The following is a 21,719-nucleotide window of genomic DNA, read 5'->3' on the forward strand; positions in this document are numbered from 1 at the left end:
AGTTTGATTTTTAACACATTAATAATCAATTATTAATTAACTTTGAATATGATTTAGATTTATCAGTTGAAGGTATCAAAGCGATAATTCAATTAGCAACAGTATCAAGAGGTATTGGTTTATGATAAATCCAAATCATACAAAACGGGAGGTCTACAATAGACCTCCTTTTTTATCCTACTACAGAAACGCCAATCAGTTTTCCGATACCGAAAGTGATAGCCGCTGCTGCTAATCCGAACAACACTTGTCGCATACCCGAATACCAAACACTTTTTCCGGTAAATAAAGTAATCGCTGCACCAATCAAAAATAAACCGGCAGCACTCAACACCGTACTGATAATCACGGCTTGCATACCGCTCCAAAAGAAAAACGGAAATACCGGTATGATAGCTCCAATGGCAAACAGGAAGAAGGAAGTCAGCGCAGCTTCCATAGCCGAACCTTTCAAATCCTCAGAATTGATACCCAATTCTTCTTTGATGAGCATGTCGTGTGCCTGGCTTTTGTTTTGCATCATATCGGCGGCCATGGTTTTGGCTTGCGCTTCAGGTATGCCTTTAGCCATGTAAATTAAAGTCAATTCTTGTTGCTCGCCCTCGGGGTTGGTTTCTAATTCTTCCAATTCGAGTTGCATTTGATTTTCGTACAGCTCTTGAGAACTTTTCACCGAAATCCATTCGCCCAAAGCCATAGACAAAGCTCCGGCCAGCAATCCGGCTAATCCGGCCAACAGAATTTCATCTTGACCACTGGTGGCACCGGCTATTCCCATTACCAAACTAAAATTGGACACCAAACCGTCGTTACCGCCTAAAACTGAGGCACGCAAAGCATTACCACCAACAGAGCGATGGCGTTTTTCAAATCGGGCCAAATTGGCTCCTGACACTTTGGAATTATTGCTGAGGATATTCTTCAGTATAGTAACATGGGCTGTATCCGACAAGGATTCTTGCGTTTGACTTTGTTTGCGAGCTTTCAGTATGGATGAGGATACGCTTTTTTCGGTATCCAATAAAACTCCTAAGATGTAGTCATAACCAAACCATTTGCCAATTAGATGCAAGGTTTTAGCTCTTCCTGAAGGTGGCGGCAAATGGCTTTCATCTAAATTGTTTTTGGCTAAGAAAGCCAAGGCGTGACCGTGCTCTATATCACTCATCTGTTTGAAAACCGTCGCAACGTTTTCATCTTCTTCATTTTCAGCTAAAATTTTATAGAGATAACAAACATCGACTTCCGTTTGGATACTTTTAAGACTGACCATGAGATTGTATTTTAAGAACTAAAATTACAAAGAAAGATTCTGTTAATTCAATTTAAATGAAGTTATAATCGTAAAAAACATTCACTTTAAAACCGATTAAAATTGCTTTTTAATCATTACTCAGCGGTCACAGGACTAATAGTATTGATCACCTTGCAAATTTTGTTGGCCGGAAATCCACCTTGTTTAGCGTGTTCTAATATTAAATCTTCATTGGGAGCAATGTACACACAATAGACTTTGTCTCCGGTTACAAAACTTTCGACCCATTGAATATCCGGTCCCATTTTGTTCAAAACTGCACAAGAAGTTTGTGATATCCCTTTCAATTGATCGGCAGTCAAGTCGCCTGCTCCGGGAATATCTCTTTCGATGATGAATTTAGGCATAAGTATTGATTTTTAAAATTCCTACTTGTATGGCTTTTCGGTTGTGCCCCGTTGATTATAGTGGTTTCCGGACTCCACTATATCCTTCTGATTTTAAGCAATTTAATATTTATTTTTGAAAACAACACACATCATAGCTATTAATCCTCTATTTAAAAGATAATCGGTAAAAAAATCGGACAAGTGAATTTGTTTGGTATATTTGATTTTGGGCAATTGAATCATTTTATGAAAAATCACAAACTACTCAAACAACTGGAGCTGACTCATGAACAAACCTCGCCTTTATTCCGCATTATGTTTACCCAAAATATTGAAGATTCGCAACGGCGGCATTTTGAGAATAACATTTGTGCCTTTCACATTGGCCAAGGCTATTTTTTGACGGTGGCACACAACTTAAAAACCGAAGCCAAAATTTTCAGATCGATTTCGACTGAAGTATTTGAGCGCGACATTCTTCCCTATTTAAATAATCCGCAGCGACAATTGTTTGAAAACAGTTTTTACCTCAATACTGAGAAACAACGGTATTATTGGAGCAGTAACAATCCGAATGACTACACTGCTGTGGTAGATACCTTGAAACAAATCCGTTTTGATACCCGTTGGGTTACTTTTTTGGAGAAAAAAATCTGCCAGACGCATTTAATTGTACAATTCAAAGAGCCGCTTTTCTATCAAAACCAAGAACTGACTACTCATTTTGATGCGACCACTCATTTTGCCGAACCGGCTATTAATCGTCATACTTTTTTGATAGAAGTGGCATTAGTTGAGGCATTTTACGGAGATGATATTGCCCTATATCGGATAATAAATACTCCGAGAGAAATTGTAGCCGCTATTCCGGCGGTAAAAATGAATTTCAATATTTTGCCCGATAATCAAGAAGGTTATTATTGTTTGCAAAGTTCCCCAACCAGTGAAGTCGGCAAACTACTGAACAAAGCCCAAATTGACGGTTTTACCGAGCACTTCTCCATTTTCCCGGAACGCATTGGCGGGAATTATGTATTGGAAGGATTGCGGTATTTGATTAAAGGGTATTTCCGATTTGGTTCTTCCGGTGCTCCGTATTTGGTTTACAATAAGGAGCAGTATGAATTTGAAGTCAATGCCATTCAAAGTGAAGCTTGTCCGATTCAGTTATCTATTGACAATAAACGAGACGGGAATTTTCAATATGTGAATGCCATAGCCACACCATTGCAAAACATTCAAGAAAAACTAGAAGTTTATTTAAATCAAAACTGATTACTTACCTGTACTTCGCATTACAGCTGACGGAAAAACCACTACACTCTCCTGTCCGTTTTGGTGGACGCTCGATACACCAAAATAGTAATTATCAATCACAATTCCTTTGAGTTCAAAGTTATCAGTATTGCCAACAAACCGACTGAATTCCCATTGCGGAGAAGTAGTCAATCGCCAATAAATTTTATAACCTATCACCGCATCATCGGCGACTTTGTCCCATTTGAGTTTGGTATTGGGTTCTACTACGCCGCCAATGGTGACATTCTTAGGCTCGGGTGACGACCAACCCAAGCTGGCCAATACTATGGCGTTGACAGCGGTTAGCTTTTTGGCGTATTCAAAATTGACCCCTTCAATCACATCACCGTATTTGATGCCGTTTTCCACTCGGTTGTTTTGGTGTTGACGGTTGTAATTTTCATGGGCTTCCATAATACGAACACCCGGATAACCCAAATCGTTAAACGGACGATGGTGACCACCTCGACCAAAACGGTCTAAGCGATAGACCATCATCGGGTTCATTTCGGGCATGTAAGCAGTCACTGTTTTGTGAATGTATCGCGCCAATTGACGGGAAATACCATCGACTTCGCCACCGTAGAAACGACGTTGGTTGCGCTCCTTTTCGGTTTCGGTGACAGGAGTCGGTTCGGAGAAAATACGAAAAGTTCGGTTATCAATTACACCGTCAATACCCTCGATGTTGCCAATCATATCATTATTGAGAACCCCTATGATTTCCCAATTGTTCATTTTGGCATATTCAGCAAAACCCTTGCCGCCGAACAAGCCTTGCTCTTCGCCGGAAAGACCGAGATATACAATGCTGTTTTCAAATTGGTACTGAGATAAAACGCGCGCCGCTTCAATAGTGCCCGCCATACCTGAAGCATTATCATTGGCTCCGGGAGCATCATTGGTATAATCCATAGTGTCGGAATTGCGACTGTCGATATCACCGGTCATGATAATGTAGCGATTCGGATATTTGGTACCTTTTTGAACAGCCACTACATTCACAACATAGGCTTCTTTAGGAACGCGATTGCCGTCTTTAGGCGTAACCAAATCTTTTTGGTAAAAAACTTCCAGACAGTTGTTGCAATTGTTATCAATCTTATCAAATTCTGCTTTAATCCAACGTCTGGCAGCACCGATGCCTCGGGTTTTGGAAAGGGTATCGCTAAACGTATTCCGGGTGCCGAAATTGGCTAGAGTGCGAATATCGTTCTCCAATCGTTGGGCCGAAACAGCATCAATAATGGCATACAATCTCGCATCAGTTTGAGCAGTTAAATTTATGGTTATAAAAAAAATTACAATCGTAAAATGGAGTTTCATTGATACTAATTTTTAATAAATCTTTGGGTTGATTTTCCTTTGTCGGTCATAATTGTAATGAAATAGGTTCCGGATGAAAGGGAACTAACATCAACTAATTGTCCGCGATTGACTTCCAGTAATGATTGTCCGAGTAAACTGTGAATTCGGATTTCTTTCACTGTAGCATTGCCGGTATATTGAATAAACAATTGAGAATGAGTCGGATTCGGATATACTGAAAACAGCGGCTTCATTTCGTTTGCTGCGGTGCTCAAACTACAGGCTGCGGTGCTAACAGTGATATCAGGATTATTTATAAAATAATTTTCAAAAAACTCAAGCTCGGTGATAAATTCTCCATCAATATCATCCACACAAATATAACTTAAATTGGGATTATTAGAAATCTCTAAATCGGTATCAAAATCATTTTCTATAAAATTATCCATAAGTTGGTTTTGAAAACTGATTAACTCTAAATTAGGATTATTATTAATGAAATAATATTTTATATAAGCCATAGGACAAACCAACTGAGTCAAAAGTGTATTGTTTATATAAATATCATCAAACGGTTCACCAAAATTTAAATCACTATTTCGGAGTTGTGACATATCCAAACTAACTAACGGATTGTTGGATAAATCCATAACACCATCAACTAAATACGTATAATTAGGATTGTTAAAAGAAAGGCTTGTTAAATTATTGTTATTCAAGAAAAGATAAACCAACTGATTGATAGTCGCCAAATTAATCTGAGACAATTGATTGTGTGAAAAATTGATATGAACGGGATTCGTAAAGTTGGGAAGTATCGTATTGGTAATTAAATTATGACTGGCAAATACGTCTTGGAGGTTGACATTTTGAGTTAAATCCAATGAAGCTAACTGGTTATAAGAACAATCCAAAAGCGATAAATTGGTAAAATACTGAATCCCCTCTAAAGAAACAATACTCTGATTATCAACATATAAATCACTTACAGTAAGCGCTTCAGTAACTTCAATTTCATTATTGCCATTTCCGTCAATTACAATATAATTACCTTGACCATCTCGAGCAATTCCGTTAGTGGTATTGGCAGCCAACAAAGCATTTTTAAAATTCACATCAGGTATAGCAATAATTTGAGCTTTTAAGGATAAGCCAAATAAGAACATTATAACCAAAAGCAAGTAATTGTATTTCATAAATCATAGGTTTTACGTTTTTTAAAATTACGAAAATAATTACAACAACATATCATCGCATAAAAAAATCCGCTGGTAATGGCGTACCAACGGATCTTTACAACTAAATTATAATAAAATTAGAAAACGTTCAATGCTGCCATGCACTGTTTCATCATTTGATAAGTGCGCTCAATATCATTATCCAAACCGATAGAGAAACGAATCAGGCCATCGGTTAAGCCCATGGCTTTTTGTTCTTCCAGCGGAATCTCGCTCGAAGTAGAACTGCCGGGCGCACTAAACAGCGTTTTGTAAAATCCTAAACTCACGGCCAAATAGCCTAAGTTGCGGTGTTGCATTAATTCCATCAACTCGTTAGCCTTGTCTAAACTGCCGACATCAATGGTCATCATACCTCCAAAACCGTATTCAGGATTAATCATTTTAGCATATAGTTCGTGACTTGGGTGACTTGGCAATCCCGGATACACTACTTTTAAACCATCGGCTTCGAATTTTTGTGCCAAGTACATCGCATTATGACTGTGCTGTTTCATACGAATATGAAGCGTGCGTAAGTTTTTCAAAATACTGGCCGCTCTCAAACTGTCCATCGTTGGTCCCAAAAGCATACTGGCACCATCGTTCACATTTTTCAAATCATTGATGAAATCTTGTGAAGCACAAACAACGCCGCCAACGGTATCGCTGCTGCCATTGACAAACTTGGTCAAACTGTGAATAACGATATCGGCCCCTAATTTAGCCGGAGCTACAGACAAAGGGGAAAAAGTATTATCAACAACCAATTTAATATTGTTTTCTTTAGCAATAACGGCCAAAGCTTCAATATCGGCGACTTCCAATAATGGGTTACTGACAGTTTCACAATACAAAACTTTGGTATCTGGCGAAATAGCTGCAGCCACTTGATCTAACTTAGTAATGTCGACAAAACGGGTTTTGATATTCCATTTCGGCAACATATTTTTCATAAAAGCATAGGTTCCGCCATAAATGGTACGACTGGAGACTATCTCGTCTCCGGCAGCACACAATTGGAGCAAAACAGGGGTAATCGCGCCCATACCGGATGCCGCAACATTAGCACTTTCGGTACCTTCCATTGCGGCCAAAGCTTGACCTAAGTATAAATTCATAGGCGAAGAATGACGCGAATACAAATAACAACCTTCGGCATTGCCTTCAAAGGTGTCAAACATGGTTTTAGCCGAAAGAAAGGTATAAGTTGAACTATCGGATATAGATGGATTCACACCACCAAATTCACCAAAGTATTGCAGGTCTTGGATTTTATCTGCAGGATGGAAACTCGTTTTAGTTGCAGGTTGCGGGTTGAAGGTTGAAGGTTCTGAGTTGGGATTCATAAAGTTGGGATTCATTTAAAGTTCAAATTTCAATTTAAATAGACAATAAATCAATACAAATAAAAATATATAGACTTTTAAACTACAAATAATTAAATTAATAGAATAATTTATTAAATTCAACCCTTACAAAGAACAATTTCAGTTTTAAAAACTATTCTAACCCGAAACCTATGGACACAACCGACAAAAAACTCCTCGCCCTACTCCAACAAGACACCAAAAAGACAACTAAAGAGCTTTCTGTAAAACTCAATCTTTCGGTCACAGCAGTATATGAACGCATCAAAAAACTGGAGCGAGAAGGTATAATTGATAAGTATGTTGCCTTGTTGAATAGGGCTAAAATCGACAAAAGCTTTGTAGTGTTTTGTCACATCAAACTCATCCAACATACCAAAGAATTCTTAACTACATTCGAACACCAAGTGGTAAAACTAGAAGAAGTGTTAGAGTGTTTCCACGTGAGTGGCGATTACGATTACATTTTGAAAATCTGTATCAAAGACATGGAAGCCTACCGCGAGTTTATGGTAACTAAACTCACCACACTGCAGCACATCGGCAGTACACACAGTACTTTTATGATAGGCGAAGTCAAAAATACTACCGCGTTTACCTTATAAAATAAGCTATAGCTTTTAAGCAAATTATTTCGCTTTTTAGTAAAATAAAAACTGTAATTTTGTGACACAAAAATTAAAACACACTAATTTATATACCATCATGAGTTCATTTGACGTTGTCATCATAGGTTCAGGGCCGGGCGGATATGTTTCAGCTATTCGTTGTGCCCAATTGGGTTTCAAAACCGCTATCATTGAAAAATACAGTACTTTGGGAGGAACTTGCTTAAACGTAGGTTGCATTCCTTCTAAAGCATTGTTGGCTTCTTCTCATCATTATGAAGAATTGCAACACTTTGCCGACCACGGTATCGAAGTGTCCGGAAAAGTAAAAGTGAACTTGGAAAAAATGATTGCTCGCAAACAAGCGGTAGTTGACCAAACCAGTGGCGGCGTAAAGTTCTTAATGGACAAAAACAAAGTAACCGTATACGAAGGCTTAGGATCTTTTGAAGATGCCACTCACGTGAAAGTAACCAAAGCCGACGGTACTGAAGAAGTAATCGAAGGCAAAAATATCATCATTGCTACCGGTTCTAAACCATCGTCTTTGCCTTTTATCAAAATTGACAAAGAACGCATTATTACCTCTACCGAAGCCTTGAAATTACCTGAAGTTCCTAAGCACTTAATCATCATTGGTGGCGGCGTTATCGGCATCGAATTAGGGCAAGTGTATTTGCGATTGGGCGCTCAAGTATCGGTAATCGAGTACTTAGACCGAATCATTCCGGGTATGGATGGCGGTTTGTCGAAAGAACTGACCAAAGTCTTGAAAAAACAAGGCATGAAATTCTATACTTCTCACAAAGTAAAAGAAGTAACCCGCAAAGGCAAAAATGTAACCGTTTTGGCCGATGACGCCAAAGGCAACACCATCACTTTTGACGGCGATTACTGTTTGGTAGCCGTTGGCCGTCGTCCTTACACAGACGGATTAGCAGCTGACAAAGCCGGAGTGAAAGTAACCGAAAGAGGTATGGTGGAAGTAAATGACCATTTGCAAACTAACGTACCGAACATTTATGCGATTGGCGATGTAGTGCGCGGTGCGATGTTGGCCCACAAAGCCGAAGAAGAAGGTGTCATGGTAGCCGAAATTTTAGCGGGTCAAAAACCACATATCGATTACAACTTGATTCCGGGTGTAGTATATACTTGGCCAGAAGTTGCGGCTGTAGGGAAAACCGAAGAACAATTAAAAGCCGACGGTGTAAACTACAAAGCCGGAAGTTTCCCTTTCAAAGCCTTAGGTAGAGCTCGTGCCGGTGGTGATATCGACGGATTTGTAAAAATCTTAGCCGATGCCAAAACCGATGAAGTATTGGGTGTTCACATGATAGGTGCCCGTTGTGCCGATTTGATCGCCGAAGCCGTAACCGCGATGGAATTCCGTGCTTCTGCTGAAGATATTTCACGTATGTCACATGCGCATCCGACTTTCGCCGAAGCCGTGAAAGAAGCCGCTTTAGCCGCTACGGATAATAGAGCGTTGCACGTATAATCAGATTGTTAGACCGTTAGATTATTAGACAATAAAAACGTCCCGATGATATCGGGACGTTTTTAGTTTAGTTTGTGGCTTTCTACAAAATCTTTGCAATAGTCTTTAATCATTTGCCTTACCCTTCGGAATTCTTCAATAACCTCTGTAGTAGAAGCTTTTACTTTAGAAGGATCGGGGAAATTGTGATGGAACTTAACGGCTTGCGTTGGGAAAAACGGACATCGTTCCTTGGCATTGTCACAAACCGTAATCACATAATCAAACGGAATGTCAAAATACTCGTCTACGTTGTTGGAAGTATGCTTCGAAATATCGACACCGTCTTCTTTCATGATGGCAACCGCTAAAGCATTTACTCCATGGGTTTCCACACCGGCCGAATAGACCTTTACTTTATCAGGATTAGCAAAATGAGTCAAGTAACCATGGGCCATTTGGCTGCGGCAACTGTTGCCTGTGCAAAGTACTAATATGTTTTTCATCTTTTATTTTCTGTTAAATCCGCAAAAAAGGAAATTTTGGGTAGTGTCAAAAGGCGTTGGGTGTTCTTCTGTGAAACAGCCGCTTAATTCGAAATCCCTTTCAAAAACCAAACGCAAACTTTCCATATTATATTGGGTAATTTCCAAACCACTGCATTTTTTCGGACCTTCATCTGAAAAGGTCCCTATAAAAAGTTTGCCGTCATAGGCTAAAGCCTGACTAACAATCTTAGAATAGTTTGCAATATCATCAGATTGGGTCAAAAAGTGAAAACAAGCCCTGTCATGCCAAAAATCATAACGCTCAGAAGGCTCAAAATCTAAAATATCCGAAACGATAAAAGTTACTTTTGAAGCCTTATCGCCTAACCTATTCTTGATTCGTTCAATAGCTTTCGCAGAGATATCAAGCAAGGTCAAATTAGTGTAACCCAATTCCAATAAAGCATCCATCAAATAACTATCGCCGCCGCCAATGTCAATGATTTTTGCATCCAAAGGCAATTGTAAAGCCGTGATAAAATTGACGGAGGTTTTGGGGTATTCTTGGTACCAACTCACCTCTTTTTCGGTTTTGGTCGAAAATACGTTTTCCCAGTGTGCTTTTATATCCATAAAATTTAAACGTTTTTACTAAAATATTTTTTTCTGAGCCAAAAGGCTACATTCACTAACAAAATTAAAGCCGGTACTTCTACCAGCGGACCAATGACGCCCGCAAAAGCTTGTCCACTATTGATACCGAATACGCCAATGGAAACCGCAATCGCCAACTCAAAATTGTTCCCCGAAGCCGTAAAGGACAAAGCCGTTGCATCTCGATAATTCGCTCCTATTTTCTTCGAAACAAAAAACATTAAAAAGAACATAATCGCAAAAAACAAAACCAATGGTATTGCAATTCGGACAACATCCAGCGGTAAATCAACTATCATTTCCCCTTTGAGACTGAACATTATTACTATGGTAAACAATAAAGCGACCAGCGTAATCGGTGAAATAAACGGAACAAACTGCTGATGAAAGAATGGTTTTCCCAAAAACTTCATGATAGCATACCTGCTCACCAACGCCAATACAAACGGAATTCCCAAATAAATCCCAACGGTTTGGGCGATTTCCGCAATGGTAACATTCAATGCCAAACCCTTGATACCGAACAAAGGCAGCATAATCTCTAAATAAAAATACGCATATAAACTAAAAAAGAACACTTGTAACAAACTGTTGATACCAATCAAACCGGCGGTTAATTCGCGGTTGCCTTCGGCCAATTCATTCCATACAATCACCATAGCAATACAAGGTGCAATGCCGATAATGATCAGTCCCGTCATGTACTCGGGATAATCTTTCAGAAAAAAGGTCGCCAATAAAAACATCAAAAACGGCCCGACTATCCAAGTAATCAAAAAAGAAGCCGTTAGTAATTTAGGCTGTTTGAACATCTGCGGCACTTTCGAAAAATCGATTTTCGTCAGCGGCGGATACATCATCAAAATTAAGCCAATCGCCAAAGGCACATTGGTCGTTCCCGAAGAAAAGGAGTTGATAAAATCGGCTGTATTCGGAATAGAGTAACCGATACCAACGCCCAATAACATGGCCAAAAATATCCATAAAGTTAAAAATCGGTCTAAAAAACGGAGTCTTTTTTTCATAAAACAGTCTGAATTTTAAAGTCTTGATTAAGGAATTAAATACAACAAATAGCCTGATAGAGCACCGCCCACAACTACAAAAGCACTATTCATTTTTTGAAATCTGAAGACCATTACCATACCCAACAAGGCAATGAGAATAGTACGCCAATCGGTTATGGTTTCTTTTCCCATTTCGCAACAAACAGCAATAATTACCGAAACTGAAGCCACATTCACAGCGTCCAGAAAAACAGCGAATGGTTTATTGTTGCGCATTTTCATGACTAAGGGATTCAGCAAAGCGACAAAAACAAAGGAAGGTAAAAATATAGCGATGGTCGAAACCACGGCTCCGGTTAATCCGTTGATTTGATAGCCTATAAAAGTCACCGCCGAAAAAACCGGTCCCGGCGTAAACTGCCCAACCGCAATGGCATCAACAAGTGATTGACGCGACAATAATCCGGTGGCTACTAATTCGGTGTCGAGGAAAGCAAATAAGACATAACCGCTACCATACAAAACGGCACCTATTTTTAAGAAAATCCAAAACAGATTAGCATTGGTTGCTGTAAGCAAAGGCGACTGTGTTATTTGTAAAAAAGGCAAAGGAAATAAAAAAGTGAGATTGTTTTTGTTTCGGAAAGCACGCCAAAACAAAGCCAAAAAACCGGCACCGAATAGCAAGTAGATCTCATTAAAATCAAGCAATGACAACAGCAAAACCAAAACCCCGATAATAACTAACTCCGTCGATTGTAACGCCTTTTTAGCCATGGGGAAAATGGCTCCCAAAATAATGGCAATGATGGCCGGTTTAATCCCGTAAACAAAAGGTTGCACTTCGGGTAATTGGCCGTATTGCTTATAAAGCCAAGCCAAAGCACCGGTAATAAAAACCGCCGGAAGTATAAAACAAATTCCGGCTACTATCAAGCCTTTCCAGCCGGCTTTTTCGTGACCGATATGTATGGCCATTTCGGTACTGTTTGGTCCCGGAATCAAATGAGTGGCACCTAATAAATCCAAAAAGTGTTGTTCCGATAACCATTGGCGCTTTACTACAAACTCTTGCTGCATCATAGCAATATGCGCAGCCGGACCGCCAAAGCCAATAAAGCCCAGCTTAAGAAAAAGTTTCGCGATATCTTTTAAAGCTACCTTAGTTTCCATGACTTATTTTTAACTCCGAAAAATGGATTAGCAACAACCGGAATCAGGCGTACAACATGATGTAGCTTTAGGTTTCCACTCGCCTATTTTGGTTTTTAGTTTTTCTGCTGGTATACCGCAATTATCTTTCGCTAAACAATCGGTTTGCTTAGAGGTCAGCAGAAAATGAGTGCCGTCAAAATCCAAATTGAATTTACCGATAGTGTCATTCATTTGGTATTCGACTTCAATTTCGGCATCAGGCAATCCCAAAACTTTTTCGGAAAGCTCTATAATATGTACTAACTTTTCGGGATGCAATCGATGATCGTAATCGTTGGCTTCCCACAATTGAAAGTTCACTACTTCTTCCTGACGTACTGTGCCACCGCAATCGATAAAATGTTTGGTTACTTTACCCACTTCAGTCACGTGAAAATGACTCGGCACCAAATCGCCGTTCGGCAATTGGAAAGCTATGGTGGTTAACTTTTGTAATTCGTTTTTAATTTCGGATAATTTCATGATAGATTTTAGATTTTTTGATTGTTAGACTACTTAGATTGTTAGAAACGCAACTTTTCCCTTTTCTCTGAAAATCAACAACATTTATTCTTTAGCTTTTGCCGAATCATCCCAAAATGACTCTCTATTTTCGCCATAGTATCAGGATTGATACAATAGCAAATGGCTGTACCTTCAATGGTACCTTGGATAATGTTAGCGTTTTTCAGCTCCTTCAGATGTTGAGAGATGGTGGGTTGCGCCAATGGCAATTCGTTCACTATATCACCGCAAATGCAACTGTCTACCTTTAAAAGGTAATCCACAATAGCAATTCGCGCCGGATGTGACAAAGCTTTGAATAAAGAGGCTAACTCGTTTTGCTCGTCTGAAAAAGATTCGGTTTTAGATGCTCCCATAGTTTTATAATTATTATATTGCAATATTACGATATAACAATATTACAAACCAAATATTTTTAATTTTATTTTACATTCATTCATCATTCACAATTTACAATTCATCATTTGTCATTCAAAATTCACAATATTTTCACTACTTTTGGCAATCAAATAATTATAAAAAATGGCTACAATAACTTTAGGAGGAAATCCGATTCACACCAACGGTGACTTACCGAAAAACGGCACCAAAGCACCCGATTTTCAATTACTTAAAACTGATTTAAGCACCGCTTCTCTGGCTGATTTTGCCGGAAGTAAAGTGGTTTTAAACATCTTCCCTAGTATAGATACCGGTACTTGTGCAGCTTCAGTAAGAGCTTTCAATGCCAAAGCCAGCACTTTAGAAAACACCAAAGTATTGTGTATTTCCAGAGATTTACCTTTCGCCCAAAAACGTTTTTGCGGAGCTGAAGGCTTAGACAATGTGATTAATTTATCCGATTTTAACACAGGTGCTTTCGGGAAAAACTACGGTTTGGAAATTACCGACGGCCCTCTAGCCGGCTTACACTCACGTGTGGTAATTGTTTTGGATGAAAACGGTACTGTTGTTCATACCGAACAAGTGGCGGAAATTGCAGATGAACCTAACTACGATGCTGCCCTAGCGGCTTTGTAATATGGGATTCGAAAAAGACAATTCTTTTTTCAGCGGCCGACTCAAAAGTGTCGGCTTTGCTGTTAAAGGTGCCCTCAAACTCATCACTACCGAACACAGTGTCATGGTTCAATCATCTTTGGCAGTATTGATGATTATTGCCGGATTTTATTTCAAAATCGACCGTTACGAGTGGATGATGCAAATCTTGGCATTCGGTCTGGTGTTGGGCGTTGAAAGTTTGAATACTGCTGTTGAAAAAATAGCTGATTTTATCCATCCGGAATACCATGAAAGAATTGGTTTCATAAAAGACATTGCGGCTGGTGCGGTTATGCTTGCTGCCCTGGCAGCCATAGCTGTAGGCTTGCTTATTTATGTTCCGAAATTTTGCTAAACCTCCGATTAAATTTCTATTTTTATAGCTTCATACTATATTCATGGCAAAAACAGTAAAAAAAGAGACCAAAGAAAAAGATCCCAATCTGGAATTGAAAATACTGAAAACTAAAAAACAATACCGAATGCTATTCGGTTTTGTATTGGTACTCACATCTATAGCCTTTTTAGTTTCTTTTATTTCTTTCTTTTTACACGGAAAGGTAGACCAAAGCACTGTTGAAGCTTTGACTGACCGTAGTGAAAGTGCCCAAAATTGGCTGGGTAAATTTGGCGCTTACATAGCTGATTTGTTCATTTACCGCGGTTTCGGTGTAGCGGCTTTTTTGCTGGTAAAATTATTGTTTTTGAGTGGAGCCTTTCTCATTTTGGACTTGCCGATGCGCAAGTTAAAAAGCACTTGGTTTTGGGATTTATTTGCTTTGATTATTTTATCAATACTGTTTGGTTTCTTCGCCGATAACTTACCGGAATTAGGCGGAACGGTTGGCTATGAAATGAATTTGTTCCTGCAAGATTACATCGGAAAAACAGGAACAGCATTGGTTTTAGTGTTTTCTATCATAGTATATATGATTTTTAAAATTAAGGTTTCTCCTGAGGCCATTAAGTCGTTCTTCGAGAAAAAGCACAAAGAAATCAAAGAAGACATCAGCAGCATTATCCCTGAAAATAAAAGTACCGATTATAATTTAGAAGAATACGCCGTAACCGATACTAACGAGCGCGAAGTAATGCCCATCGAAGAAGAACCGATACCGGAACCGGTGTTAAAAACCTCTTCGTTTGAAATTAACAAAGAAGCGCTAAAACCTACTATCGAACACGCTTCGGAAATCAACTTAGAACCTACCATCAAACCGGTTACACCTACCCTACAAACTGACCCTATCGTTTCGGAACCGATAAAAGAAATCATCGAAACCAACGATGAGGCATTTGTGATTGAAAAAGCAGCAGATGAAGACGTAATCGAGGAAAATCTGGCAGCCAAACTGGTAGCCGATTTTGGATTGTTTGACCCAACTTTAGAATTATCCAATTACAAATTCCCAACGATTGATTTGCTGAAAGAATATGCTTCGGTAGGCATTACCATCAATCAGGAGGAATTGGAAGAAAATAAAAACCGTATTGTAGAAACCCTGCGCAACTACAAAATCGACATCGCCCAAATCAAAGCGACTGTCGGACCATCGGTGACTCTATACGAAATTGTACCCGAAGCCGGGATTCGTATCTCTAAAATTAAAAGCTTGGAAGACGATATTGCGCTATCTCTTTCTGCTCTCGGTATTCGTATCATCGCTCCTATTCCGGGCAAAGGAACCATCGGTATCGAGGTACCAAACAAGAACCCGACTATGGTACCAATGAAAACGGTAATTGCTTCAGCCAAATTCCAAGAAGCCGAAATGGAATTGCCGATTGCCTTAGGAAAAACCATCTCCAACGAAACCTTTGTAGTTGATTTGGCTAAAATGCCGCACTTGCTGATGGCCGGAGCTACTGGACAAGGAAAATCGGTAGGATTGAATGCGGTGCTAACGTCTTTATTATACAAAAAACACCCGGCAGAAGTAAAATTTGTGTTGGTCGACCCGAAAAAAGTAGAGCTGACTTTGTTCAATAAAATCGAACGTCACTACTTGGCCAAATTGCCTGATGTAGAAGATGCCATCATTACCGATAACACCAAAGTAATCAACACCTTGAACTCGCTTTGTGTGGAAATGGACAACCGTTATTCTTTGTTAAAAGACGCTATGGTGCGCAACATCAAAGAATACAACGAAAAATTCAAATCGCGTAAATTAAATCCGGAAAACGGCCACCGTTTCTTACCGTATATTGTTTTGGTGGTAGACGAGTTTGCCGATTTAATCATGACAGCCGGTAAAGAAGTGGAAACGCCTATCGCTCGTTTGGCGCAGTTGGCCCGTGCTATCGGTATTCACTTGATTATTGCTACGCAACGTCCGTCGGTAAACGTAATTACGGGGATTATCAAAGCGAATTTCCCGGCGCGTATTGCCTTCAGAGTAACGTCGAAAATCGACTCAAGAACCATCTTGGATTCGCAAGGTGCCGACCAGTTGATTGGACGCGGAGACTTGCTATATTCTAACGGAAACGACTTGGTGCGTGTGCAATGTGCCTTTGTCGATACACCCGAAGTAGAAAAAATTGTGGATTATATCGGCTCGCAAAAAGCCTATGCCAGTGCCTATCTCCTACCCGAATACGTGGGCGAAGAAGGCAGCAGCGTGAATTTGGAATTTGACATTTCAGAACGCGACAGCATGTTTAGAGAAGCCGCAGAAATTATTGTAACAGCACAACAAGGTTCGGCATCATTATTGCAAAGAAAGCTGAAACTGGGTTACAACCGCGCCGGAAGATTGATTGACCAATTGGAAGCTGCCGGAATTGTAGGTCCGTTTGAAGGAAGCAAAGCACGTAGTGTAAACATTCCCGACTTGGCTTCGCTGGAACAATTTTTTATCAATGAACAAAACAATTCTTAAAATGAACAAGCTACTATCTATTGCATTGTTACTTATAACCACTCTAACAGCTAATGCACAAGATAAAAAAGCCAAAGACTTGCTGGACCAAGTAACGGCTAAGGTTAAAACGTACCAAAACATCACTATCGATTTTAAATATACGCTGACCAATACCAAAGAAAACATCAACAAAGAAAGTAAAGGCAATTTGTTATTGGAAGGCAATAAATATGTGTTGAACTTTTTGGGCGTAACCAAAATATACGACGGTAAAAAAAGCTATACCATAGTTCCGGAAGACGAAGAAATTACCATTTCAAGTGTGAATGAAAAAGACGAAAACACGGTAACTCCGGCCAAAATGTTGACCTTTTTTAACAGCGGTTATAAATACTACTGGGACATCCCCCAGGATTTAAAAGGCCGAAAAATCCAATACATTAAATTGGTACCGACTAACCCTAAAGATCCTCGTAAAGAAGTGTTTTTAGGAATTGATTCGCAAACTAAAAACATCTACAACGTTATTGAAATTGGGAAAAACGGTTCGAAAACTACTTTGACTGTTAATTCTTTTAAAACCAATCAGCCTTTATCAAAAAATCAGTTTACCTTTGTGGCGAGTAAATATCCAAATTACTACATCAATAAATTAGATTAAGCTCGGGTGAAAATACTTGACCGCTACTTACTAAAATCTTTCCTGATTACATTTACCACGGTATTTGTAATCTTATTTTTTATATTCATTTTACAAGTAGTTTGGTTGTTCATTTCGGAATTGGCAGGTAAGGACTTGGACTTCATTATGATTGTCAAGTTCCTGATGTACAAAATGCCAAGTATTATCCCATTGGTTTTGCCGCTTTCAGTATTACTGGCTTCCATCATGACCTTCGGTAGCTTAGCTGAAAACTACGAGTTTGCGGCTATGAAATCTTCCGGCATTTCGTTGCAAAGAGCCATGCACAGTCTTACCATTTTTATTTTATTGCTAAGCATCGTAGCCTTCTTTTTTGCCAACAACGTAATTCCTTTTGCCGAATACAAGTTTATCAACTTCCGAAGAAATATTGCCCAAGTAAAACCCGCCATGGCTATAGCCGAAGGACAATTTAGTGAAGTTGGTGTGTACAGTATTAAAGTTGAAAAAAAATCGGGTGAAAACGGAAAATACCTTAGCGGAGTCACCATTCACAAAAAAGCCGCCGTTGGTTCTGGCAGTAACACTGTAATCAAAGCCAAAAAAGGCGAACTTGTCAGCAGTGAAGATTCGAATACTTTACAATTGGTTTTGAAAGACGGCAACTACTATGAAGACCTCATCCCAAAAAAATTTGAAGACCGCAAGAAAATGCCGTTTGCCAAAAGCGAATTTCAGCGCTATGTGATTAACATCGATCTTTCTAAACTCAACAATACTAATATAAATGAGGAAAGCATTACCAACACCAACACCATGCTCAACGTTAGTGAGCTTTCATTTACCTTAGATTCGCTACAAAGAAATTTCGATAAAGAAGTTAAATCTTATGCCGACAACATCAACCAACGTGTAGTGTTACAAACCCTGGGCCCAAATTTTAATTCGACTTTAACACTCAACAAAAAAAATATTCTTGACAATTTTGATCCATCGGACAAAGCTAATATACTTAGAGTAGCTTCCGGAACTGTAGATGGTATCAACTTTACTTTGGAGACTTCGACTTACGAGATTAAAAGTCGAATGAAAAACATCAACCAACACTGGATTGCTTTATATGACAAATTTGTCATTGCTTACGCTTGTTTACTGATGTTCTTTATCGGAGCTCCGCTAGGTGCTATTATTCGAAAAGGCGGCTTAGGATTACCGATAGTGTTTGCAGTAATGATTTTTATTATCTTCCACTTCATCAATACTTTCGGAAAAAAAGTAGCCCAACAAGGCGAACTTTCTCCGTTCTTGGGTTGCTGGATGTCTTCATTTATACTTACACCATTCGCCATTTTACTTACCAAAAGAGCCACCGACGATAAAGGCTTGAGCTTCAATTTTGATTGGCTGACGAATTTCTTCAATAAAATTTTCCCGGACAAAACAAAAGTGGAACCGGCATTAACTTCGGTTACTCCGGATTTGGCTATTGCCGCAGATGAAGTACATGAGTATTTAAATACGTTATCCGATAATCCAAAAACAACGGCTTCACCACCGGATGGAAAGGCGATAGAAACCATTGTGTTTTCGGCTTCAACATACCAACTTTACAGTTTAATTGCTTTGGCTTCCAATATCATTTTACTTGTAATTTTCTTTTTTGGAAAACCCGATACGCCGGTTCTAATTGGTGTTGCTTCAGCCCTAGGCATACTGCTTTTATTTGGCATTCACAAAACACATCAAAGCTTATCAAGACTCGGAAAAAATACACAAAACTACTACGACATACCTCTATTCATTTTACTATTGGCAGGGTTTCCGTTCTACTTTTTGTTTTACGGTTATAACAGCCTTTGGATAAAATCAAAAAACAACTAACATTACAATGGACCACAACACTAAAATACAACTCAACACTATAGAAGAAGCCATAGAAGACATCCGACAAGGGAAAGTCATAATTGTGGTAGATGATGAAGACAGAGAAAATGAAGGCGACTTTTTGGCTGCTGCCGAAAAGGTAACGCCCGAGATGATTAATTTTATGGCCATGCACGGTCGTGGTTTAATTTGTGCTCCGCTGACCGAAAAACGTTGTAACGAACTGGAATTGCATTCCATGGTAAAAAACAACACCGACCATATGGAAACAGCTTTTACAGTTTCTGTGGATTTAAAAGGTCATGGTGTTACCACTGGAATTTCGGCTTCCGACAGAGCTAAAACCATACTAGCCTTGGTAAACGACGAAACCAAACCGCACGAATTGGCGCGTCCCGGACATATTTTCCCGCTTACCGCTAAACAAGGTGGCGTTTTAAGAAGAACAGGTCATACTGAAGCTGCAATAGATTTTGCTCGCTTAGCCGGATTCAAACCGGCCGGAGTAATTGTGGAAATCATGAACGAAGACGGAACCATGGCTCGCCTACCGCAATTGGTAGAAGTGGCTAAAAAGTTCGACTTAAAATTGGTTTCAATAGAAGATTTGGTGGCTTACCGCATGCAACATGACAGTCTGATTGTTAAGAAAGAAGACTTTGAGATGAAAACTCGTTTTGGTTCGTTCCGATTGCGAGCTTACTTTCAAAACACCAACAAGCAAGTACATTTGGCTTTAACCAAAGGCAGTTGGAGCTCGGGAGAAGCTATCTTAACCCGCGTTATCTCTACCCAATCCAATAACGATATCCTGAACTCGTTAACAGACAGTATGGATAAAAAATTGGACGATGTATTTCAACTTATTAATAAAGAAGAAAAAGGCGCTGTAATTTTTATCAATAGTGAACGAGATTCAAGCGATTTACTCAACCGTTTATCAGAACTGAAATTAATGCAAGCCGAAGGCATCATGAAAACACCACAAATAAAAATGGATGCTAAAGATTTCGGCATTGGCGCACAAATTTTGCATGATATTGATATTTCCAAAATCCGCTTAATCTCCAATACCATGCAAACCAAACGTGTAGGGATGATTGGTTATGGTCTGGAAATCACAGAATATGTGGCTTATTGATAGGCAACTCCATTTCAAAAAGATTCACAAAATTAGGAATACCTATTGATTTTATAAAAGCAATAGTATCATGCTTAGCGTTGTCTATGTTTGTTACTACTATAGGTGTTTCTTTATGCTGAATTGCTTTACTAAGTAAGGTTGAGGCTATTTTTTGTCTTCTGTGTAGCTTGGAAACAGCCAATTGGAGTATTCTGTTAGTGTTAGGATTATAAATGATGTAACCCAACAACCGGTTTTCGCTGAAAATCCCCAAGCTGTTTAAGTACATTTGACTCAACTCAACCGCCTCAAAATCGTTTTGCCAAGTAGGCTTAACATCCCAAAACGACTGTAGTAATGCCCAGTCATAGGATAGTAGCGGTTTTACTTCGTAGGCCTCGTTAGTCACAACATCAGACAATAGCCCTTTATAACTCTCTAAATGTCTTTTGGTTATAAAACCACTAGCTTCATAAGAAATTATGGCCGGAAAATTATCCTCAATAACTTCTAAAATTAGTTTATCGGCGGTACTTCCTTTGAGTTTTGGCAAAATGAAATCATACATCTTTCTGGTAATTTGATGCCCCCGATGCGAAGGTATCACAGCAGTACCACCATTATAAATCAAATGCTCGCTTGCGGTTCTCTTTTCACCGTGCATAATCACTCCAACCAAAACATCACCGTCAAAAGCCCCGACGGATAATTTCCATTCAATGTTTTCCGCCAGTAGCTTTTGCTCCCAATGCTCCGGACTAAATTGCAATGGTATACTGTAATCAGAAAACCCCAAATTAATGGCTTGTCTGATAATTTCACTATTAGTATTCTCGAGGGTTTTGAATGTAATCATGTCAATTTTCTTTAGCCTATAGTAGACTTCAAATTTAAAAAAACACTTTATCCTAAATGTTGTTTAAACAGTATATTTAGAACTTAATTAAGCTTTTGCTCCAACTTACTTTTAACTGTACGCAAATGTATTGTGTAAGATTAAAAAAACAGCCTTAAAATAAAGTAGACTTTTTAATAATCAGCACTGATTAAGATTCCGGAAGTGGGTCATTACCAACAATCAATTAATTGCTCTACCGTTATCTTACAATTTTAAATGAGTCTTAATTGAATAGAAATCGAATTTTTTACTTACAAATTAATTTTTGTTTGCTATCTTTGAGATTAGAGGTTTTTTGTTTAAAAGTTAATAGATTTACCTATAGATTGTCACAATTTTAACAATCCTGTATTCAATATTTTAATCATAACAATTTTGATGTATGATTCATTTGATAATCAAAAACAACATATTAAGCATACTTAAAATAAGCTTGATAAACAATTTCAATTAAGTAAGCTTTTGATTT

21 protein-coding genes are annotated in these 21,719 nt (G+C 38.9%); 9 read left to right on the top strand and 12 right to left on the bottom strand.

Annotation, left to right across the window (positions count from 1 at the left end; all coding sequences use genetic code 11):
* Positions 1-172 precede the first annotated feature (172 nt).
* Both Q0M21_RS04320 and Q0M21_RS04325 read right to left on the bottom strand, forming a co-directional pair.
* Positions 173-1,273 (bottom strand): VIT1/CCC1 transporter family protein, encoded by a 1,101-nt coding sequence (locus tag Q0M21_RS04320; protein WP_295335042.1) that lies wholly within the window; start codon positions 1,271-1,273, stop codon positions 173-175.
* Between the two features lie 116 nt (positions 1,274-1,389).
* Positions 1,390-1,662 (bottom strand): DUF4242 domain-containing protein, encoded by a 273-nt coding sequence (locus Q0M21_RS04325; RefSeq protein ID WP_295335043.1) that lies wholly within the window; start codon positions 1,660-1,662, stop codon positions 1,390-1,392.
* A 228-nt stretch (positions 1,663-1,890) separates the two neighbouring features.
* On the opposite strand from Q0M21_RS04325, the gene Q0M21_RS04330 reads away from it, so the two are divergent.
* Positions 1,891-2,919 carry a hypothetical protein gene (locus tag Q0M21_RS04330; RefSeq protein ID WP_295335044.1) on the top strand — a complete coding sequence of 343 codons (1,029 nt, stop codon included), beginning with the start codon at positions 1,891-1,893 and terminating at the stop codon, positions 2,917-2,919.
* Here the strand turns inward: Q0M21_RS04330 and Q0M21_RS04335 are convergent, their stop codons facing one another.
* From Q0M21_RS04335 to Q0M21_RS04345, 3 genes are all read right to left on the bottom strand, one after another.
* Positions 2,920-4,269, bottom strand: a complete 1,350-nt coding sequence (locus tag Q0M21_RS04335; RefSeq protein ID WP_295335045.1) for a M28 family metallopeptidase — start codon at positions 4,267-4,269, stop codon at positions 2,920-2,922.
* A 5-nt stretch (positions 4,270-4,274) separates the two neighbouring features.
* Positions 4,275-5,447, bottom strand: a complete 1,173-nt coding sequence (locus tag Q0M21_RS04340) for a T9SS type A sorting domain-containing protein (protein WP_295335047.1) — start codon at positions 5,445-5,447, stop codon at positions 4,275-4,277.
* A gap of 119 nt (positions 5,448-5,566) precedes the next feature.
* Positions 5,567-6,817 carry an aminotransferase class I/II-fold pyridoxal phosphate-dependent enzyme gene (locus tag Q0M21_RS04345; RefSeq protein ID WP_295335049.1) on the bottom strand — a complete coding sequence of 417 codons (1,251 nt, stop codon included), beginning with the start codon at positions 6,815-6,817 and terminating at the stop codon, positions 5,567-5,569.
* 173 nt (positions 6,818-6,990) lie between these two features.
* Between Q0M21_RS04345 and Q0M21_RS04350 the strand changes: the two genes are divergently transcribed.
* Together Q0M21_RS04350 and lpdA are read left to right on the top strand one after the other, a co-directional pair.
* A complete protein-coding gene (locus Q0M21_RS04350; protein ID WP_295335051.1) occupies positions 6,991-7,443 on the top strand; it encodes an Lrp/AsnC family transcriptional regulator in 453 nt (150 codons plus the stop codon).
* 100 nt (positions 7,444-7,543) lie between these two features.
* The gene (gene lpdA, locus Q0M21_RS04355; RefSeq protein WP_295335156.1) at positions 7,544-8,947 is read left to right on the top strand and encodes a dihydrolipoyl dehydrogenase; all 1,404 of its coding nucleotides are present in this window, start codon (positions 7,544-7,546) and stop codon (positions 8,945-8,947) included.
* Positions 8,948-9,009: 62 nt separating this feature from the next.
* Here the strand turns inward: lpdA and Q0M21_RS04360 are convergent, their stop codons facing one another.
* The 6 genes from Q0M21_RS04360 to Q0M21_RS04385 all read right to left on the bottom strand — a co-directional run bounded on the left by Q0M21_RS04360 (position 9,010) and on the right by Q0M21_RS04385 (position 13,150).
* Positions 9,010-9,432, bottom strand: coding sequence for an arsenate reductase ArsC (locus tag Q0M21_RS04360; protein ID WP_295335053.1), 423 nt, complete (start codon positions 9,430-9,432; stop codon positions 9,010-9,012).
* A 3-nt stretch (positions 9,433-9,435) separates the two neighbouring features.
* Entirely contained in the window at positions 9,436-10,047 is a 612-nt protein-coding gene (locus Q0M21_RS04365) for a trans-aconitate 2-methyltransferase (protein ID WP_295335055.1), read from the bottom strand.
* Positions 10,048-10,052: 5 nt separating this feature from the next.
* On the bottom strand, positions 10,053-11,093 hold the full coding sequence (arsB, locus tag Q0M21_RS04370; RefSeq protein WP_295335057.1) for an ACR3 family arsenite efflux transporter: 1,041 nt from the start codon (positions 11,091-11,093) through the stop codon (positions 10,053-10,055).
* A 27-nt stretch (positions 11,094-11,120) separates the two neighbouring features.
* Positions 11,121-12,248 (bottom strand): chromate efflux transporter, encoded by a 1,128-nt coding sequence (gene chrA / locus Q0M21_RS04375; RefSeq protein ID WP_295335059.1) that lies wholly within the window; start codon positions 12,246-12,248, stop codon positions 11,121-11,123.
* 27 nt (positions 12,249-12,275) lie between these two features.
* Entirely contained in the window at positions 12,276-12,752 is a 477-nt protein-coding gene (locus tag Q0M21_RS04380; protein ID WP_295335061.1) for a DUF6428 family protein, read from the bottom strand.
* Between the two features lie 74 nt (positions 12,753-12,826).
* On the bottom strand, positions 12,827-13,150 hold the full coding sequence (locus Q0M21_RS04385) for a helix-turn-helix transcriptional regulator (RefSeq protein ID WP_295335062.1): 324 nt from the start codon (positions 13,148-13,150) through the stop codon (positions 12,827-12,829).
* A 166-nt stretch (positions 13,151-13,316) separates the two neighbouring features.
* Between Q0M21_RS04385 and tpx the strand changes: the two genes are divergently transcribed.
* The 6 genes from tpx to ribB are packed head-to-tail and all read left to right on the top strand — an operon-like array spanning position 13,317 to position 20,370.
* Positions 13,317-13,814: a thiol peroxidase gene (tpx, locus tag Q0M21_RS04390; RefSeq protein WP_295335064.1), complete on the top strand. Its 498-nt coding sequence runs from the start codon at positions 13,317-13,319 to the stop codon at positions 13,812-13,814.
* A gap of 1 nt (position 13,815) precedes the next feature.
* Positions 13,816-14,190, top strand: coding sequence for a diacylglycerol kinase (locus Q0M21_RS04395; RefSeq protein WP_295335067.1), 375 nt, complete (start codon positions 13,816-13,818; stop codon positions 14,188-14,190).
* Between the two features lie 43 nt (positions 14,191-14,233).
* Positions 14,234-16,720 (top strand): DNA translocase FtsK, encoded by a 2,487-nt coding sequence (locus tag Q0M21_RS04400; RefSeq protein ID WP_295335069.1) that lies wholly within the window; start codon positions 14,234-14,236, stop codon positions 16,718-16,720.
* Position 16,721: 1 nt separating this feature from the next.
* A complete protein-coding gene (locus Q0M21_RS04405) occupies positions 16,722-17,363 on the top strand; it encodes an outer membrane lipoprotein carrier protein LolA (RefSeq protein ID WP_295335071.1) in 642 nt (213 codons plus the stop codon).
* 6 nt (positions 17,364-17,369) lie between these two features.
* Complete coding sequence (locus tag Q0M21_RS04410) at positions 17,370-19,226, top strand: LptF/LptG family permease (RefSeq protein ID WP_367273706.1); 1,857 nt, start codon at positions 17,370-17,372, stop codon at positions 19,224-19,226.
* A gap of 7 nt (positions 19,227-19,233) precedes the next feature.
* Positions 19,234-20,370: a 3,4-dihydroxy-2-butanone-4-phosphate synthase gene (gene ribB / locus Q0M21_RS04415; protein ID WP_295335072.1), complete on the top strand. Its 1,137-nt coding sequence runs from the start codon at positions 19,234-19,236 to the stop codon at positions 20,368-20,370.
* Here the strand turns inward: ribB and Q0M21_RS04420 are convergent.
* Positions 20,348-21,208, bottom strand: coding sequence for a GNAT family N-acetyltransferase (locus tag Q0M21_RS04420; RefSeq protein ID WP_295335073.1), 861 nt, complete (start codon positions 21,206-21,208; stop codon positions 20,348-20,350). The genes ribB and Q0M21_RS04420 overlap by 23 nt on opposite strands.
* Positions 21,209-21,719 lie beyond the last annotated feature (511 nt).

This window comes from Flavobacterium sp., from assembly GCF_024710485.1.
Lineage (GTDB): Bacteria > Bacteroidota > Bacteroidia > Flavobacteriales > Flavobacteriaceae > Flavobacterium.

Excerpts from the sequence above, each read along its gene's own strand:
- Q0M21_RS04320 (WP_295335042.1), bottom strand. The coding sequence starts at position 1,273 with ATGGTCAGTCTTAAAAGTATCCAAACGGAAGTCGATGTTTGTTATCTC.
- Q0M21_RS04325 (WP_295335043.1), bottom strand. The coding sequence starts at position 1,662 with ATGCCTAAATTCATCATCGAAAGAGATATTCCCGGAGCAGGCGACTTG.
- Q0M21_RS04330 (WP_295335044.1), top strand. The coding sequence starts at position 1,891 with ATGAAAAATCACAAACTACTCAAACAACTGGAGCTGACTCATGAACAA.
- Q0M21_RS04335 (WP_295335045.1), bottom strand. The coding sequence starts at position 4,269 with ATGAAACTCCATTTTACGATTGTAATTTTTTTTATAACCATAAATTTA.
- Q0M21_RS04340 (WP_295335047.1), bottom strand. The coding sequence starts at position 5,447 with ATGAAATACAATTACTTGCTTTTGGTTATAATGTTCTTATTTGGCTTA.
- Q0M21_RS04345 (WP_295335049.1), bottom strand. The coding sequence starts at position 6,817 with ATGAATCCCAACTCAGAACCTTCAACCTTCAACCCGCAACCTGCAACT.
- Q0M21_RS04350 (WP_295335051.1), top strand. The coding sequence starts at position 6,991 with ATGGACACAACCGACAAAAAACTCCTCGCCCTACTCCAACAAGACACC.
- lpdA (WP_295335156.1), top strand. The coding sequence starts at position 7,544 with ATGAGTTCATTTGACGTTGTCATCATAGGTTCAGGGCCGGGCGGATAT.
- Q0M21_RS04360 (WP_295335053.1), bottom strand. The coding sequence starts at position 9,432 with ATGAAAAACATATTAGTACTTTGCACAGGCAACAGTTGCCGCAGCCAA.
- Q0M21_RS04365 (WP_295335055.1), bottom strand. The coding sequence starts at position 10,047 with ATGGATATAAAAGCACACTGGGAAAACGTATTTTCGACCAAAACCGAA.
- arsB (WP_295335057.1), bottom strand. The coding sequence starts at position 11,093 with ATGAAAAAAAGACTCCGTTTTTTAGACCGATTTTTAACTTTATGGATA.
- chrA (WP_295335059.1), bottom strand. The coding sequence starts at position 12,248 with ATGGAAACTAAGGTAGCTTTAAAAGATATCGCGAAACTTTTTCTTAAG.
- Q0M21_RS04380 (WP_295335061.1), bottom strand. The coding sequence starts at position 12,752 with ATGAAATTATCCGAAATTAAAAACGAATTACAAAAGTTAACCACCATA.
- Q0M21_RS04385 (WP_295335062.1), bottom strand. The coding sequence starts at position 13,150 with ATGGGAGCATCTAAAACCGAATCTTTTTCAGACGAGCAAAACGAGTTA.
- tpx (WP_295335064.1), top strand. The coding sequence starts at position 13,317 with ATGGCTACAATAACTTTAGGAGGAAATCCGATTCACACCAACGGTGAC.
- Q0M21_RS04395 (WP_295335067.1), top strand. The coding sequence starts at position 13,816 with ATGGGATTCGAAAAAGACAATTCTTTTTTCAGCGGCCGACTCAAAAGT.
- Q0M21_RS04400 (WP_295335069.1), top strand. The coding sequence starts at position 14,234 with ATGGCAAAAACAGTAAAAAAAGAGACCAAAGAAAAAGATCCCAATCTG.
- Q0M21_RS04405 (WP_295335071.1), top strand. The coding sequence starts at position 16,722 with ATGAACAAGCTACTATCTATTGCATTGTTACTTATAACCACTCTAACA.
- ribB (WP_295335072.1), top strand. The coding sequence starts at position 19,234 with ATGGACCACAACACTAAAATACAACTCAACACTATAGAAGAAGCCATA.
- Q0M21_RS04420 (WP_295335073.1), bottom strand. The coding sequence starts at position 21,208 with ATGATTACATTCAAAACCCTCGAGAATACTAATAGTGAAATTATCAGA.